The organism is Flavobacterium sp. ST-158, from assembly GCF_058309975.1.
Genome location: NZ_JBZEEN010000007.1, coordinates 41556 through 58574 on the forward strand (window position 1 = coordinate 41556; position 17019 = coordinate 58574).

Annotated in this window: 14 protein-coding genes; 4 read left to right on the plus strand and 10 right to left on the minus strand. The window is 34.0% G+C overall.

Annotation, left to right across the window (positions count from 1 at the left end; translation table 11 throughout):
• Nucleotides 1–132 precede the first annotated feature (132 nt).
• Together AC4FRF_RS11470 and AC4FRF_RS11475 are read right to left on the minus strand one after the other, a co-directional pair.
• Nucleotides 133–2676 carry a TonB-dependent receptor gene (locus AC4FRF_RS11470; RefSeq protein ID WP_491159699.1) on the minus strand — a complete coding sequence of 848 codons (2544 nt, stop codon included), beginning with the start codon at nt 2674–2676 and terminating at the stop codon, nt 133–135.
• Nucleotides 2677–2914: 238 nt separating this feature from the next.
• Entirely contained in the window at nt 2915–3328 is a 414-nt protein-coding gene (locus tag AC4FRF_RS11475; RefSeq protein WP_073241047.1) for an RrF2 family transcriptional regulator, read from the minus strand.
• 217 nt (nt 3329–3545) lie between these two features.
• On the opposite strand from AC4FRF_RS11475, the gene AC4FRF_RS11480 reads away from it, so the two are divergent.
• Nucleotides 3546–6323, plus strand: coding sequence for an outer membrane beta-barrel protein (locus tag AC4FRF_RS11480; RefSeq protein WP_491159700.1), 2778 nt, complete (start codon nt 3546–3548; stop codon nt 6321–6323).
• A gap of 70 nt (nt 6324–6393) precedes the next feature.
• Here the strand turns inward: AC4FRF_RS11480 and AC4FRF_RS11485 are convergent, their stop codons facing one another.
• The 5 genes from AC4FRF_RS11485 to AC4FRF_RS11505 form a co-directional block, all read right to left on the minus strand.
• A complete protein-coding gene (locus AC4FRF_RS11485; protein WP_491159900.1) occupies nt 6394–7263 on the minus strand; it encodes a TPM domain-containing protein in 870 nt (289 codons plus the stop codon).
• An 8-nt stretch (nt 7264–7271) separates the two neighbouring features.
• The gene (locus AC4FRF_RS11490; protein ID WP_491159701.1) at nt 7272–7709 is read right to left on the minus strand and encodes a TPM domain-containing protein; all 438 of its coding nucleotides are present in this window, start codon (nt 7707–7709) and stop codon (nt 7272–7274) included.
• Between the two features lie 98 nt (nt 7710–7807).
• A complete protein-coding gene (locus AC4FRF_RS11495) occupies nt 7808–8401 on the minus strand; it encodes a LemA family protein (protein WP_491159702.1) in 594 nt (197 codons plus the stop codon).
• Nucleotides 8402–8456: 55 nt separating this feature from the next.
• Entirely contained in the window at nt 8457–8789 is a 333-nt protein-coding gene (locus tag AC4FRF_RS11500; protein WP_408081145.1) for a MerR family transcriptional regulator, read from the minus strand.
• 49 nt (nt 8790–8838) lie between these two features.
• The gene (locus AC4FRF_RS11505; protein ID WP_491159703.1) at nt 8839–9816 is read right to left on the minus strand and encodes a M23 family metallopeptidase; all 978 of its coding nucleotides are present in this window, start codon (nt 9814–9816) and stop codon (nt 8839–8841) included.
• A 222-nt stretch (nt 9817–10038) separates the two neighbouring features.
• Here AC4FRF_RS11505 and alaS point away from each other — a divergent pair, with 222 nt between their 5' ends.
• Nucleotides 10039–12675 carry an alanine--tRNA ligase gene (gene alaS, locus AC4FRF_RS11510; protein ID WP_491159704.1) on the plus strand — a complete coding sequence of 879 codons (2637 nt, stop codon included), beginning with the start codon at nt 10039–10041 and terminating at the stop codon, nt 12673–12675.
• Nucleotides 12676–12794: 119 nt separating this feature from the next.
• Here alaS and AC4FRF_RS11515 read toward each other — a convergent pair whose 3' ends face one another.
• On the minus strand, nt 12795–13178 hold the full coding sequence (locus AC4FRF_RS11515) for a hypothetical protein (RefSeq protein ID WP_491159705.1): 384 nt from the start codon (nt 13176–13178) through the stop codon (nt 12795–12797).
• A 356-nt stretch (nt 13179–13534) separates the two neighbouring features.
• Here AC4FRF_RS11515 and AC4FRF_RS11520 point away from each other — a divergent pair, with 356 nt between their 5' ends.
• Nucleotides 13535–14305, plus strand: a complete 771-nt coding sequence (locus AC4FRF_RS11520) for a hypothetical protein (protein ID WP_491159706.1) — start codon at nt 13535–13537, stop codon at nt 14303–14305.
• Nucleotides 14306–14338: 33 nt separating this feature from the next.
• A complete protein-coding gene (locus AC4FRF_RS11525; RefSeq protein ID WP_491159707.1) occupies nt 14339–15295 on the plus strand; it encodes a GSCFA domain-containing protein in 957 nt (318 codons plus the stop codon).
• A 16-nt stretch (nt 15296–15311) separates the two neighbouring features.
• Here the strand turns inward: AC4FRF_RS11525 and AC4FRF_RS11530 are convergent, their stop codons facing one another.
• Both AC4FRF_RS11530 and ilvA read right to left on the minus strand, forming a co-directional pair.
• Nucleotides 15312–15710 carry a group III truncated hemoglobin gene (locus AC4FRF_RS11530; protein WP_491159901.1) on the minus strand — a complete coding sequence of 133 codons (399 nt, stop codon included), beginning with the start codon at nt 15708–15710 and terminating at the stop codon, nt 15312–15314.
• A gap of 37 nt (nt 15711–15747) precedes the next feature.
• A complete protein-coding gene (gene ilvA, locus AC4FRF_RS11535) occupies nt 15748–16992 on the minus strand; it encodes a threonine ammonia-lyase IlvA (RefSeq protein WP_491159708.1) in 1245 nt (414 codons plus the stop codon).
• Between the last annotated feature and the right edge of the window lie 27 nt (nt 16993–17019).

Consider the following 17019-nt stretch of genomic DNA (forward strand, 5'->3'; position numbering starts at 1 on the left):
GATGAAATTTATACTGTGGTTAAAAATTGATGTAAGTCAATAAATTAAATATGAAAAATAATTGAAAAACTCCCTTTGTTAACTGGTCTTGCAACTGCTATTAAAGGGAGTTTTAGCTAAAGGATTAATTATTTACAACGAATACTTCAGGGTAATTCCATAGGTTCTTTGGTCTCCTAAAACTCCCGCATAGTGTCCTGCATTGCCTCCGGCAGGCAATAATTGTTCGTAATAATCTTTGTTCAGAATGTTGCGACCCCAGAAGTTAATGGATAATCCTTCTGCAGCACGGAAACCAAAACGACCATTAAAAATAGCGTAACCATCAACAATTAAGTATTTTGAAGCCGATGGACTGGATGAGAATTTAGAACGTGCATACGAATCAACAGCGACAAAAAACTTACCTAGATTTCCAAATAATTTAGCTTTTTTAGTATATTCTCCACCCAGACTTCCTGCCCATTTTGAAACACCTGGCAATTCACTTCCAGAAACATCTTTAAAAGAAACTGCTGCTCCTGTTTCTTCTAGTGGTAATGGAGCATTAGTGAATTTTATATATTTCCCATCAGTGTAAGTTCCAGCAGCATTGAAACTGAAATGTTCATTGATAACAAAGCTTGCGTCTAATTCAGCCCCTCGTACTCGTACTTTATCCGCATTAGCAAGATACCCACGATTTACACCTAATTCTGCTGCTTGAACATTCGTTTGATAATTAGTAATGTTGGTGTTAAAGAAAGTTACGTTCAATATAGTATTCTCAAAAGGAGCTGTTTTTGCACCCAATTCATAATGGTTTACTTTTTCGGGTTTAATAACAGCAAGATCAAGAGCGGGTTGACCGTTAACAGTAGGAAGTCCAGCCACATTTACACCAACAGGCTTATAACTTTTAGTATAAGTGGCATACGCATTAATTTTTTCAGAAGCTTTGTAAGACAGCGTTAGGTTTCCTGATAAGTCAGTTGCATCTGTATTTTTAGCAAAATTTTGGTCGCTGTATACTAATTTCTTTAAGGCAATTAATTCAGGATCGGTTGTTTCCAGACCACCGTAAGTAGTACGGTTGTAATAGGCATCTTTTCTGTCGTAATTGTATCTTAAACCTGGTAAAACATGCAAGCGTTCGGTAATTTCCCAGTCTAATTGTCCAAATACCGCTGCGCTTACGGAATGGATGTTCGCATCAGTTTTTATCCCATAGCCTTCAAATAGACCTGGAGTTTTCCACTTTTCGCTAGTGGTACTTTGAGAAAAACGCCATTGAGCACTTCCTGATTCTTCAGTACCATTTGTTTTTGAGGTTTGGTCAATAAAAAAGATACCAGCTACACCACTTAGTTTAGAAGCAATTTGTCCTGCATAACGTATTTCTTGTGTAAATTGCGTTTGTCTGGATGGATTTTGCGATTTAGCCAGTACTTGCAATCCTGTAAAATCTCTATCATTTGATGGATCCCAATTCCAAAAACGCCAAGCCGTTGTTGCCGTAAGTGTTCCTTGTCCAATTTTAGTGTCAACAGTAAGAGAAGCTCCTCCTAAATCCTGATTGGAACGCCAAGGGGTATCGTGGTCTATTTTTCGGTCAAAAGCATTATTGCTTGGTAATTGGTATCCTAAATCGGTAATAATTGCATCAAATTGGCGGTAAGCTGCTCTTTGAGTAGGAGCGACACCAGCAACAACTTGGGCATAGCCATCTGGGCGTTGTGTAGTAATATCCGCCGAAAACAATACGTTTGTATTTTCTGAAGGAGTATAAAGCAATTGTCCTCTAATCCCCTGATTGTTTAAGGTGTTTGTAGTTCTTCCTGTTGCCACATTATCAATTAATCCATCACGTTGTGTGCCAGAAAATGAGATTCGTCCAGCAATTTTTTGAATCAATCCTCCTGTAATAGAAGCTTTGGCTTGCAGATAATTATAATTACCATAACTCACTTCAAAATTAGCAGCCGGCTTAAAACTGGGTTTGCGTGTAGTAATGTTAAAAGCTCCGGCAGTAGTGTTTTTGCCAAATAACGTTCCTTGTGGTCCGCGTAAAACTTCAATCTGACTCACATCAATAAAGTCTAATGTAGTCGCTGCCGGGCGAGCATAATATACGCCATCAACATAAAAACCAACTCCCGGGTCGATACCATCATTGGTTAATCCAAATGGAGAACCTAAACTACGGATATTTATTCCCGTATTTCTGGGATTGGATGAATACAACTGTACGGATGGAATTAATTCTTTAATACGGTTTACATTAAAGGCTCCTGCCTGTTCGGCTTGTTTTCCGCTTACAACCGAAATAGGAATTGGAACATTCTGAGTTTTTTCAATTCTTCTTCTGGAAGAAATAACTACTTCGGCAAGTTGGTTGTCTTCTGCTAATAGTATATTTAGTGAAGTTTCAGGAAGACTTTGAATTACTAGGCGCTCAGGTTTGTATCCAGCATATTGTACCAATAGGGTTACGGGCAATTTTCCTTGTAAATCGATACTGAAATCGCCGTTCAGGTCAGTTGTTGTGTTTAGGCTAGTTCCATTAATAATTATATTGGCTGATTCTAATGGGATGTTTTCTGGATTATTTACGTGTCCATTAATAATTTGAGCAAATGTGCTTGAAACGCTTAGTAACAAGAGAGTTGTGAATAATTTTTTTATAGAAGTTTTCATTATTTTATTAATTATATATGATTAGTAGAATTTAAAATTAAATTTTTTTACTGGCACATACACATTATACAATAATGAAATGAAATATTGGAATTTAGCTTTGTTTTGGAGTCAGGCTTCTCTGTGGAGAATTGCGATTGATTTGTTTTCATTGTTTAAAAATTATATTTGTAATCGTAAATCGGATACAAATATATTATTAATTCTATAAGATTAGTAGAATTAGTAATATATTTTTTTATTTTTTTACTAATGAAGCAATAGTAATGCCTTGCATTGCTTTTAAGGTTTCGTCTCTAATAGTCATCAATCCGTGTCGTAGCAGGCATTCCGACTCATCTATACAGTCTGAACAGCGCTCATAAAAATTTAAGGAAGCACAAGGTAATAAGGCAATAGCCCCATCAAATAAACGATGAATATCGGCTAATGTAATTTCGTTTCCTGATTTTAAAAGATAATAGCCGCCAAACTTCCCCTGTTTACTGCCTACTAAATGTCCGCGTTTTAAGTCCAATAATATTTGCTCCAAAAACTTTTTAGGAATATTCGCTGATTCAGCAATATCCGTAGTTTTAGAAATATGATTGGCATCTTGTTGTGCTAAATAGAGTAGCGCCTTAAGTGCGTATTTGGTTTTTTGTGAAAGCATGTTGTTTGGGTTCAGCTAAAATCAGGATAAAGATAAATAATTTTAGAAAGGAGTCAAGTAATTTTAGAATAGTTTTCCAAATCTGTTTGTGTTCTTGTTAAAGGAATTATTTATTAAGAAAATTAATATGTTAAAGTTTTAGTAAGAAATAACTTTTATTTGTTTTAAAAACTTAGATTGCGCTCCTATTTTTATAACCAACCAAATAATTTTGTTCATGAGAAGATTTTTACTATTTCTTTTTTCATTGTTTTTTTCTGTTTCTTTATTTGCCCAAAATAGCATTATTGTTAAGGGGAAATTGTTAGATAAAAATACGCAAGTTCCTATTGAGGCAGCTACTGTTTATCTTTCATCGGCAAAAGATTCTACCGTAATTGATTACACGATTTCAGATAAAAACGGAATTTTTAAATTGGAAACAAAAAAAATCACTAAAGCATTTTTCTTGAAAATTTCTTATCTGGGATATCAATCAATAAAGAAAGAATTGGATATGCTTACTGAAGATAAAGATTTTGGTACTTTACTTTTAGTAGAAAATGAAAATGTTTTGAATGAAGTGGTTATTAAATCCGAAGCGCCACCCATTCGAATTAAAAAAGATACTTTAGAATTTAACGCTTCTTCTTTTAAGGTTAGACCCGATGCTAATGTGGAAACGCTGCTGAAACAATTACCGGGAGTTGTGGTGGATGAAGAAGGTAAAATTACTGTAAATGGAAAAGAGGTCAACCAGATTTTAGTAAACGGTAAACCTTTTTTTGATAAGGACGGAAAAATTGCCTTGCAGAGTTTACCCGCCGAAATTATCAATAAAGTTCAGGTTTCAGATACCAAAACAAAACAACAGGAATTAAATAAACAGGCTGCTACATCTGAGAACGCAAGTATCAACCTGACAATTGATAAAGATAAGAATAAAGGGCTTTTTGGTAAAGTTATGGTCGGAATGGGGACTAATAACCGCTATGAAAGCAACGGTTTGATTAATTATTTTAAGGGAAAAAGAAAAGTAAGTGTGTTAACTTCTTCTAACAATATTAATTCTCCGGGTTTTTCAATGAATGAAATTTTTGATAATATGGCTGGAGGCAGAAGCAGAAGCAGTATTTCGTATGGAGGGAGTTCGTTTTCTACAAATGGAGTTCGTTTTGGAGGAGGAAATGGGATTACTAAATCCAATATGCTAGGTTTAAATTATACAGATGAAATCATAAAAAAAATGGATGCTAGTGGTAGTTATTTCTTTACCAATTCCAATACTGAAAATAAATCTTCTAATAAGTCAACTACTTTTTTACCAACAGGAAATTTATATTCAGAATCAAATGGAAAATCCAATAATGAAACAAATGGACACAATCTAAATCTTGAATTTGAATATAAAATAGATTCGATGACAACAGTTGTAGTGTCTCCAAAATTCAATAGCACTATGTCTAACGATTGGAATGAATCTTCAGGTATATCTAAGGATCTCAACGGCGATTTAGTGAATACTAGTTCTAGTACTTATTCCAATAAATCCAACAATAATAAGTTTTCAAACTCTGTTTTTTTGAATAAAAGATTCAAAGGCAATAAGCAATTTTTAGCCATTCATTTGGATAACGAAAACAATAAAGATGATTCTTATGGGGTAAGAAAGGATACTGTTTTATATGTGAACCTTACGGATCAGGATGTGAAAAGAAATCAAAATGTTGTAAGTAAAAATACAACAGATAATTATCATGCTAATGTGGAGTTTTCTAATAAAATATCAGATTCCTTAAGTATTGATCTTGGAGTGGATTTAAGTGCGAATACCAATTTGACCGAAAGGAAAAATTTTGATTTTAACACGCAAACAGGGGAGTATAGTAACTTAAATGCCGCGCAATCTAATTATTTTTCTAATGAAAATATTACAATAAGACCTCAGTCAGGTATTAAAATACAGAAGAAAAAATTCAATTTCAATTTGGATGCAGGCCCTGCTGTCATGAGGCAAAATGCTTTTTCCAGTTATATGGGTGAGGGTACAAATTTGAAAAAAAACTACATTGTGCCATATACAAGCTTAAATTTCAGGTACCGAATAAATAAATCTAAATCTATTGGTATATATTATAATTATCGAGTTGATTTACCTTCAGCCAGTCAAATATTGCCGGTAATAGACATTTCTACTCCATTGAGAACTTTTATAGGAAATGAAAATTTGAATCCTAATAAGACACATTCAGTAAACTTGAATTTTAGTAATTATGATTATGCAAGTCGTTCTGGTATTTATGTTTATGTATATGGAAATTATTACGACAATCAATCGGTTTACTCCACGATGTATGATAAAGTTAATTTAAAAACCTCTAGTACTTATGAGAATATTTCGGGAAATTATTCGATTAGTGGAGGATTAAGTTGGGATAAATCGATAAAAAAAGAAAGTAATTTGTATAAGTTTGCTTTAGGTAGTTATGGTAATTACCGCTTTAACAAAGGATATATTGATGGTGAAATTTTTGAATCGAACACTATTTCTTTGTACCCGAGAGCTAGTTTTACCTATGAAATTGATAAGGTTATTACACTTACAGCCAATTATAATCCTACTTATAATATTTCAAAATATAAGAATTACACTGTAGATTCAAGGTCTAATTCATTGCAAAAAGTAGAATTGCAAACTACTAATTATTGGGGTAAAAATTGGGTTTTTGCTAATGATTTCTCTTATACTTATAATTCTAATATTGCCCCGGGTTTTAATAAAGAATTTTATTTATGGAACACCAGTTTGGCGTATAGCTTTTATAAAAATCAGTTAACGGCTAAGATTAAAGTCTATGACATGTTGAATCAGAATCAAAGTGCAATGAGATACATTGGTCCAAATGGCATTTATGATTATGAGAACACTGTTTTAAAACGATATATGATGTTTTCATTAGCCTATAAGATTAGTAAGTTTGGTGCTAAAGAAAAGAAATACAAAGAACGTTTTTAGGTATACAAAAAGCCACTTCAATACGAAGTGGCTTGTTTTCTTGATTTATTTTATGGAAAGAGACTTCGTTTTACCAACTTCCGCTGGAACCTCCGCCGGAGAATCCTCCTCCGCCAAAGCCGCCACCGAAACCGCCTCCACCAAAACCACCGCCAGAAGAACCGCCTCCGAAGCCACCTCCACCAAAACCTCCACTATTTCGACCTAGGTTACTTAAAATAATAACATCTAATAAGCTTGGTCCACCACCGCGATTTCCTGAGTTGCCACCGCCACCGCCTTTATTTCTAGATATTAAAATCAAAATAAAAACGATGATAATGATAAAAGGGAAAAAAGGAAAATCTTGTTTTTGCTGCGCTTGCTTTCTACTGCCTTTGTATTTGCCTTTAAAGACATCGAATAGAGCATCGGTACCTTTGTCAATTCCGTTGTAATAACTACCTGCTTTAAATTCAGGTAGAATGATGTTTCGAATAATTTCTCCTCCAATACCGGCTGTCAAGCGGTCTTCTAATCCGTAACCAGGATTAATGGCAATTTTTCGGTCGTTTTTAGAGATAAGAATGATGACTCCATTGTCGTCTTTGGCTGTTCCTCCAATGCCCCAAGTTTGTCCCCAGTTAGTTGCCAATTGGTTAACATTTTCACCTTTTAAACTCTCTACTGTAATCACTACAATTTGGGTTGTAGTGGTGTCAGAGTAATGAACGAGTTTTTCTTCTAATTGTGTTTTTTCATTAGCACTAAAAAGATGGGCATAATCATAAACCGAAGTTTGAAATTTTGGGATTTCAGGAATGGTAAATTGCGCAAATAGGAAACTACTGTTGAGTAAAATAAACAAACATAAAAAGAGATTCCATGCCGTTTGATTTTTTTTTCCTGCCTTCTGTTTTTTGTTTTCTATTTCCTGCCTTCTGCTAATTGCTTTTTGCATTATTTTCATTATCCTTTTGAGATTTCGTTTGATAATTCGTTGGTGTCGTCTTCGGCCCATGGAAAATGTTTTTTCAATTCTTCTCCAGCACTTAAGATGCCCTCTATCAAACCTTGTTTGAAGTTTCCTTCTTTAAAATGAGCGACCATTATTTCTTTGGTTGTATTCCAAAAATCATTTTCAACAATGTCATTAATGCCTTGGTCACCACAAATAACAAAAGTTTTGTCCTCTACTGCTATATAAATTAAAACTCCATTTTTAAGTTGGGTTTCATCCATTTTTAGCTCGTGAAAAACTTCCTTAGCTCGGTCAAAAGCATCGATTGAAGTGGTTTTTTCTATGTGAACTCGAATCTCACCCGAAGTGTTTTTTTCGGCCTTACAAATAGCGTCTACAATTTCGCGTTCTTCTACTTCGGTTAAAAAATCTTCTACTTTTGACATGGGAAAAATTTTTGGATGAAAAGTAAGGATTTGTTGCTGTCAGCAGTATTTCATCTGAATCAACAAATCATTACTCATAAATATTGAATTCTTTGTTTTTAGAATTTTACTTCAACAGGTTTGTCTGCACCTTCAACAGCGTTGAAATAGGCTTTTTCTTTGAAACCAAACATTCCAGCAAATAACGAATTTGGGAAAGTTTTAATATGAGTATTGTATGGTTTAACCGCTTCGTTAAAACGAGTTCTAGCAGTTAAAATTTGGTTCTCTGTACTAGCCAATTCATCTTGTAGTTTTAAGAAATTTTCATTAGCTTTTAAATCAGGATATTTTTCAACCGTTACTAATAATCTTGATAATGAACTGCTTAATCCGCTTTGAGCAGAGTTAAAAGTTGCTAATTGTTCAGGCGTAATGTTAGTTGGGTCAATGGTAGTTTGAGTTGCTTTAGCGCGAGCTTCAATTACTGCTGTCAAAGTGCTTTTTTCAAAATCAGCTGCCCCTTTTACGGTATTTACTAAGTTTCCAATGAGGTCATTACGTCTTTGATAAGCTGTTTGTACATTTCCCCAAGATTGTTCTACATCTTGACTAAGAGTTACAGCAGTATTATTGATTCCTTTAACCCAGCCGTAAATTCCAAAAATAATAACAGCACCAACAATCCAAGGTAAAAATTTCTTAAAATCCATGTTTCTATTTAATTTAAAGTTTAATATTTATTATTTTAATTTATTTCAAAATTGATTACAGTTCGTTTTTGATATTAGTCAACTGTACTTTTATGGCTTCCAGCTTGCTAATAATTTCAAATTTGTCTAAAGTTTTCTTTTGCCCTTCTTTTAAATGGGTTTTAGCTCCTTCTAATGTAAAACCTCTTTCTTTTACCAAATGATAGATGAGTTGGAGATTCTTGATGTCTTCGGGAGTAAACATTCTATTGCCTTTGGCATTTTTTTTTGGTTTCAGAATGTCAAATTCACTATCCCAAAAACGAATTAGCGATGCGTTTACGTCAAATGCTTTGGCTACTTCGCCTATGCTATAATACCTTTTGTCTTTTGAAAGTTCGATATGCATATTAATATTTTTTGAATGTATTTTATCTGAAATCTAAATTCTGAAATGATTAATCCAGCGATTGATTTTCCTGGTTGGCCAATTTTGAAATAGCTACATATTCCACCGCCGAAATATTGCCGTAATAAAAATTAAGCGGATTCACCACGCGACCGTCTTTATGAACTTCATAATGCAAATGAGGTCCTTCGGATCTTCCGGTGCTTCCTACATAACCAATAATATCTCCACGTTTGATGCGTTGTCCTGCTCTACAATTGTATTTGCTTAAATGCGCATATAGCGTTTCGTATCCATAACCATGCCTAATCACAATGTGATTACCAAAACCAGAAGCTCTGTCATCTGCTTGGGTAACTACTCCGTCACCAGTGGCAAAAATGGGTGTTCCAACTTTGGCTGTAAAATCCATGCCTTCGTGCATTTTTCTTACTTTAGTAAAAGGATCTGTTCGGTATCCAAAACCAGAAGCCATTCTTTTTAGATTTTCATTTCTGACAGGTTGAATGGCAGGAATGGCAGCTAAAAGTTTGTTTTTTTCTTTGGCTAATTTTAAAATATAATCTAATGATTTAGATTGAATAGCTAATTCCTTAGTCAATACATCTACTTTTTTGGTGGTTTGCAAAACCAGTTGCGTATTGTCATATCCTTCTAATGCTTTGTATCTGTTTACATCAGCAAAGCCTGCTTTTCTTTCTTCCTCAGGAATTGCAGCAGTGTTAAAATAGGTGCGGTATAAGTTGTTGTCTCTTTCCTCGATAGCTTCAATGGCATTGTCAACCTGATCCATTTTTTTATTTAAAACGGCATAATTCAGTTTTAAATTTTCTATTTCTCGAATCAAAAGACGGTCTTTTGGAGTATCAAAATAAGGAGTATTCAATAAAACCACAAAGCTAAAGAAACCAAATAAGGCCGAAGCCAATAAAAATAAGGCGACAAAGCCAAATTTTCGTCTTTTTTTGACTTTAATTTTTCGATATGCCAGATTTTCAGAATCGTAATAATATTTTACTTTCGCCATATTTTAAAATACCCTATTTTTGCAGCTTCTAAAAAAGCACATTGCAACAAATTTAATAAATGTTTTATTTGTACCACTGCTTTTTTCGATAATAAATAAATATAAAGCTGATTGAAAGATTTAAAAATTTAATGATTGAAAGATTGTTGAATTTCTAATTTTGATAAAAAATAAACTTAAAAACTTTGTGCCTTAGCGCCTTAGTGGCAAAACAAAATAAAAATGAAATCACAAGACATTCGCAAAGCGTATTTACAATTCTTTGAAAGTAAAGGGCATTTAATTGTCCCTTCGGCACCTATTGTTCTAAAAGACGATCCTACCTTGATGTTTAACAACTCGGGAATGGCACAGTTTAAAGAATATTTTTTAGGAAACGCCACACCCAAAAGCAATCGTATTGCCGATACGCAAAAATGCCTTCGTGTTTCTGGAAAACACAATGACTTAGAAGATGTAGGTTTTGATACCTATCATCACACCATGTTTGAAATGTTAGGGAACTGGTCATTTGGTGATTATTTCAAAAAAGAAGCTATTCCATGGGCTTGGGAGTTTTTGACTGAGGTGTTGAAATTAGACAAAGACCGTTTGTATGTTTCTGTTTTTGAAGGAAACGAAGCAGAGAATGTTCCTTTTGACCAAGAAGCTTTTGATATTTGGAAACAATTTGTATCAGAAGATCGTATTATCCTTGGAAACAAAAAAGATAATTTCTGGGAAATGGGGGATCAAGGTCCTTGTGGTCCATGCTCCGAAATTCATATCGATTTGCGTAGCGATGCTGAAAGAGCTGCAATTTCAGGTTTCAGTTTGGTTAATGCCGATCATCCGCAGGTAGTGGAAATTTGGAACAATGTATTTATGGAATTCAACCGTAAAGCCGATGGTTCTTTAGAAAAATTACCGGCACAACACGTAGATACCGGAATGGGATTTGAACGTTTGTGTATGGCGATGCAAAGCGTAACTTCAAATTATGATACCGATGTATTTACACCACTTATTGAAAAAGTGGAGCAAATTACAGGATTGAAATATACTTCAAACGAAGTTAAAAATATCAGCGACGAGCAAAACAAAATCAATATTGCGATTCGTGTAGTTGTGGATCACGTGCGTGCGGTAGCCTTTGCTATTGCCGACGGACAGTTGCCATCTAACACCGGAGCAGGTTATGTAATTCGTCGAATTTTACGCCGTGCGATTCGTTATGGATTTACTTTCTTGAATACCAAAGAGCCTTTCATTTATCAGTTGGTGGCTGTTTTAGCCGACCAAATGGGCGAATTTTTCCCGGAAATCAAAAAGCAACAAACCTTGGTTACCAATGTGATTCGTGAAGAAGAAGCTTCTTTCTTAAGAACCTTAGACCAAGGATTACAGTTGTTAGAGAATGTAATTGCTGAAACGAAAGGGAAAGAAGTGGCAGGAGCTAAAGCATTTGAATTGTACGATACTTTTGGTTTCCCAATTGACTTAACCGCTTTGATTTTAAGAGAGAGAGGTTATAGTTTAGATGAAGCCGGTTTTGATAAAGCCATGCAGGAACAAAAATCACGTTCTCGTGCAGCTTCTGAAGTTTCTACGGATGACTGGAAAATTCTGGTTGACGGAAATATAGAATCTTTTGTAGGTTATGACCAAACAGAAAATGAAGTGAAAATCACCCGTATTCGAAAAGTAGATTCTAAAAAAGATGGGGTTTTGTACCAAATTGTTTTAGATGCAACACCATTCTATCCAGAAGGAGGAGGACAAGTAGGAGATAAAGGAACTTTGGTTTCGGCTAACGAAACTATTGAAATTATAGATACTAAAAAGGAGAATAACCTAATCTTGCATTTTACTAAAAAATTGCCAGAAAATGTAAATGCTTCTTTTGTAGCAAAAGTAAATACTGATTTAAGAGGAGCTACCGCTAAAAACCACTCGGCGACTCACTTAATGCATCAGGCGTTGCGAAGTGTTTTAGGAACACATGTGGAGCAAAAAGGTTCATTGGTAAATCCAAAAAATTTACGTTTCGACTTTTCGCATTTTTCAAAAGTAACGGACGAAGAATTACAACAGGTAGAGGATTTTGTAAATGCGAGAATTCAGGAGCAATTGCCATTAATTGAAAGAAGAAGTATTCCAATTCAACAGGCTTTAGACGAAGGTGCAATGGCTTTGTTTGGAGAAAAATACGGAGATAATGTACGTGCAATTAAATTTGGAGACAGCATGGAATTGTGTGGAGGAATTCATGTGAATAACACTGCTGATATTTGGTCTTTCAAAATTGTTTCTGAAGGAGCAGTTGCGGCAGGAATTCGTCGTATTGAGGCGATTACAGGTGCTGGCGTAAGACAGTTTTTTGCTTCGCAAGAAGAATTGTTAAGCGAAATTAAAACGGCTTTGAAAAATCCGCAAGATACTGTTAAAGCAGTGATTTCTTTACAGGATGAAAATGCCAAATTGAAAAAACAATTAGAAGCTTTGTTGAAAGAGAAAGCTAAAAATATGAAAGCGGAATTGGCTAATGAACTTCAAGAAGTAAACGGAGTACAATTTTTAGCCAAACAAGTGGATTTAAACCCAGAAGGAGCTAAAGATTTGGCTTATGAGTTAGGGAGTTTAGGAAACAATTTATTTTTAGTTTTGGCTACAGCCGAAGAAGGAAAACCAATGTTAAGCTGTTATATTTCTAAAGAATTAGTAGCTGAGAAAAACTTAAACGCCGGACAAGTAGTTCGAGAATTAGGTAAATTTATCCAAGGTGGAGGAGGAGGACAACCGTTCTTTGCAACTGCCGGAGGGAAAAACGCAGCTGGAATTCCTGAAGCATTAGCTAAAGCAATAGATTTTGTGAAATAACTTTTGCCTTACTGAACAATAAAAAAGCCTTTTAGAATGCAATGCAAACTAAAAGGCTTTTTCTTTTTAAGTATGATAAATTTTTACAGGGCAAAAAAGTAAAAAAGGGGTTTTTGTTTTTAGGAATTGCTTATTTCAATTTCGTTTTCTTCTAAAATATCTAATAAATAGCTATTTTGTTCCGGATCGTATTTTTCTATTCCGCTCTGGTACCAAGTAAGCAGTTTGCCGATTTGGAAATGTGTATATCCTTCGGTATCTACATTGATTCCCAATAAACCAGCCAATAGAAATTCTTCTAGGATTTTTTCAGTTATTATTTTTTTCGGAATTCCATCCAGAATACTACCATTTAGACTTTCATAATCAAGACGGCCTGAATTAAAACCATCGTTAAAAGCCGAATTAGCGGTATTGCTTTTTGCTTCCGAAAAAGGATTTAGACCATTAGAATAACCTTCTAAGTAATCTTGTCTGTAAATAGGGTTGAATATGTTTTTCATGATATATTTTACTAGTATCCTTTTCAAATGTAGAAGCAATTGATAAGGAAACCACTTAAAATCGTTAAAAGGGAAAAATAATCTTTAAACCGCTTATGGAGTGTTTTTTATCGTTAAAAATGGTCGTTTAATAAAGTCTTTTTTTTGAGCAATTACTGCTGTTAGCTTCGTTTTTAAGCTTTAAGAATTGTTTTTGTATGCTCCATAACTAAAACAATTGGTTTAAGATAGTACTAGTTGCCAAACATCCTTTTTAACGAGTTTTTAGGTCATTGGACTTGTTTTGTTGTCTTGGCTGTATTTAATATTTAGATTTGGAATCCCAAATATATTCAAGTTCATTTAACCTATACCCCATGAAAAATTTAATTAAAATATTTTTCTTTATTTCTATTGCTGCCCTTCTTTCAAGTTCTTGTGCAAATGACAAAGACGATAAAGGGAAGAACTTCATCAAGATGATTGAATCTACTGAGAATGGCGTTGCTGAGAATTCAGTTTATACTTATCATGAGAATCAAATTATCAGTGCTGAGAACTCTAAGCAAAGAATTGATTATACTTATAAAAATCAATTGATTTCTAAAATTGTAATATATAATAAAGAATCACAACAAAGCACTATTTTAGACTATACATATTCCAAAGAAAAAATGGTAAAAGTAGTCTCATCTGATGATTATACTATTTATTATACGCACAATACAGATGGAACCGTTTCTTATGAAAAATACAATGGAGATACGAAAGATTCAGAGCAAATAGTTTATCATGGAAGTTTGTATTTTAAAAACAAGAATTTGATTAAGGATGAACGTGCTTTTGATAATGTAGCTCTTAATCAAATAACAACTTCTAAAACAACTTTTGATTACGATACTTACAATAATCCGTATGGAAATATTTTAGGATATGATAAATTATTAGATCAAGGAACTTCTGTCTCTAAAAATAATCCAGTAAGAACGGTTGCTGAAACGACTACTGTAGTTGAAGATCAAACGATTTCTACGGCTAAGATGTTTGTAACGACTTATAAATACGATGCGGATAATTATCCAACTGAGCAAGTTTCTGAAGCAAGTTTGAATAATCCAAATTATTCTAAAATCCAGTATTTGTATTAATATTATAATACTTAATTTTGGAAAAAAGTAGTAATGCAATTTCGTACCATAATTCCTGTTTTAGCGAGTCCTTTTCCTATTGATTATCATTCAAGAATACTAAGTTTAGGCTCTTGTTTTGCAGTGAATATGGCTGCTAAATTTGATTATTACAAGTTTCAGAATAACTGCAATCCTTTTGGGATTATTTTTAATCCTGTTTCCATTGAAAAATTAGTTGGAAGAGCCGTAAAGAAGGAATTTTTTACGGAAAAAGATGTTTTTTTTCATAATGATTTGTGGCATAGTTTTGACGTACATTCGGAATTATCAAATCCAAATAAAGAAGTGTTTTTAGATTTGCTAAATCAATTAGTGGATGAAACAAATCAGCAAATACTACAATCAACCCATTTTTTAATTACCTATGGAACGGCCTGGGTATATAGAAATATTGAAACGAAGCAGATTGTTGCTAATTGTCATAAAGTACCTCAGAAACAATTTACTAAAGAATTGTTTTCGGTTGCAGCAATTCAAAAAGCGATGCATAGTACTATTAGTGCAATTCAATCGATAAATCCAAAAGCAAATTTTACATTTACGGTGTCGCCTGTGCGCCATATTAAAGATGGTTTTGTAGAAAATCAGCTAAGTAAGGCGCATTTGATTTCTGCAATGCACGGAGTATTGAATGCGGAACACTGTTTAAACGATACTCAATATTTTCCCAGTTACGAAATCATGATGGATGAACTTCGCGATTATCGTTTTTATGCTGAAGATATGTTGCATCCAAGCTTAGTAGCGATAGATTATATTTGGGAACGTTTTAAGGAAGTTGCTATTTCTAAAACGGCTTTGATTACGTTAGATAAAGTGGAGCATATTCAAAATAGTTTGAATCATCGTCCCTTTAATCCTAATTCAGAAAATCATCAAAAATTTGTTCTAAAACTTCAAAGCAAAATTGAAGCAATCTGTTCTCAATATCCATTTATGAAATTTTGATTATAAAAAGAAGGATTTAGTTCTCGAAAAAATTACGGCCTCCATTTCTGAAATATTCAATTTTATAAAAGAACATTTCAGCCATGTTTTTAGCCCTAAGTTTGGCTTCATCAGCTAATTTTCCAGCAAAAAGGACATTAATTGTCTCGGTAAAAATTTCCATCCATCGGTTAAAATGTGCTTTTTCCACAGGCAAATGTTTGTGCGGAGGAAATGGACTACCTGAATAAGTATGCTCTTCTAATAAAATAGTTTGCCAAAAACGGTACATTCTTTCTAGATGTGATGGCCATTGGTTGCCAATTTTTTCATTGAAAATAGGGCCAATTAGATCGTCTTTCTGCACTTTTGCATAGAAAGTATCTACCAATAATTTGATATCGTCAAGAGTTTTAATGTCTTCTAAAGGAGTCATGTTTTTAGTGATGTTGAATGACAAAGTTAAGCAGTTTTTATCCGATTAATTGGTTGAATAAGTCTTGTTTTTCATTCAGATATTTGTATTCAAAACCTTTCTGGTCCATTTTAGATTTAATTGCAATGATGTCTTTTTTATTTTTAAGTTCTAAACCCACTACAGCTGGACCTACTTCGCGACTGTTTTTTTTAGTAAATTGGAAATAAGTAATATCGTCATCAGGACCCAAAATATCATTTACAAACTCCTTTAAGGCTCCAGGACGTTGCGGAAATTGAATCATAAAATAATGCATCAATCCTTCGTAGAGTAAGGAGCGTTCTTTGATTTCGGCTGTGCGTTCAATGTCGTTGTTGCTTCCGCTTACAATGCAAACTACAGTTTTGCCTTTGATTTCTTCTTTGTAAAAATCCAATGCTGAAATAGTCAAAGCGCCAGCTGGTTCTACTACCATGGCTTCTTCATTGTATAAACGCAAAATAGTGGTGCAAACTTTTCCTTCGGGAACAAGGATAATATCACTTAGGTTTTTTTGGCAAATGTCAAAAGTTATTTTACCTACTTGTTTTACAGCGGCTCCATCAACAAATTTGTCTATGTTTTCTAAAACAGTCACTTTTCCATTGGTAATTGAGTTTTTCATCGACGGAGCTCCTTCTGGTTCTACTCCAATGATTTTTGTATTAGGACTCAAGTGTTTAAAAACCTCCGAAAGTCCCGAAGCTAATCCACCACCACCGATGGGAACAAATACATAATCGATAGGTTTCGAGTAATTTTCTAAGATTTCAAGTCCAACGGTACCTTGTCCAGCAATTACTTTTTCATCGTCAAATGGATGTATAAAAGCCATTTTGTTTGTTGTTGCATCAATCATTGCAGCGGCATAGGCGTCGTCAAAAGTGTCTCCTGTTAGTACAATTTCTACAAAAGAACCACCAAAAAGATTGACTTGCTTTATCTTTTGTTTGGGTGTGGTTTTTGGCATGTAAATCTTCCCTTTTATTTGGAGTAATTTACAAGAATAAGCAACGCCTTGTGCATGATTCCCAGCACTGGCACAAATTACACCTTGTTCTTTTTCTTCAGTACTAAGTGTACTTATTTTGTTGTAAGCACCTCTTATTTTATAAGAACGTACGGTTTGTAAATCTTCTCTTTTTAATAAGATTTGGGCATTAAACTCATTTGATAAATTTAAATTTTCAGACAAGGGCGTTGCCATAACTACGTCCTGTAATTGTTTTTGAGCTTCTTGTATTTGATGAAATAAGTTCATGTTTTATAGGTATAAAAAAACCTCCCA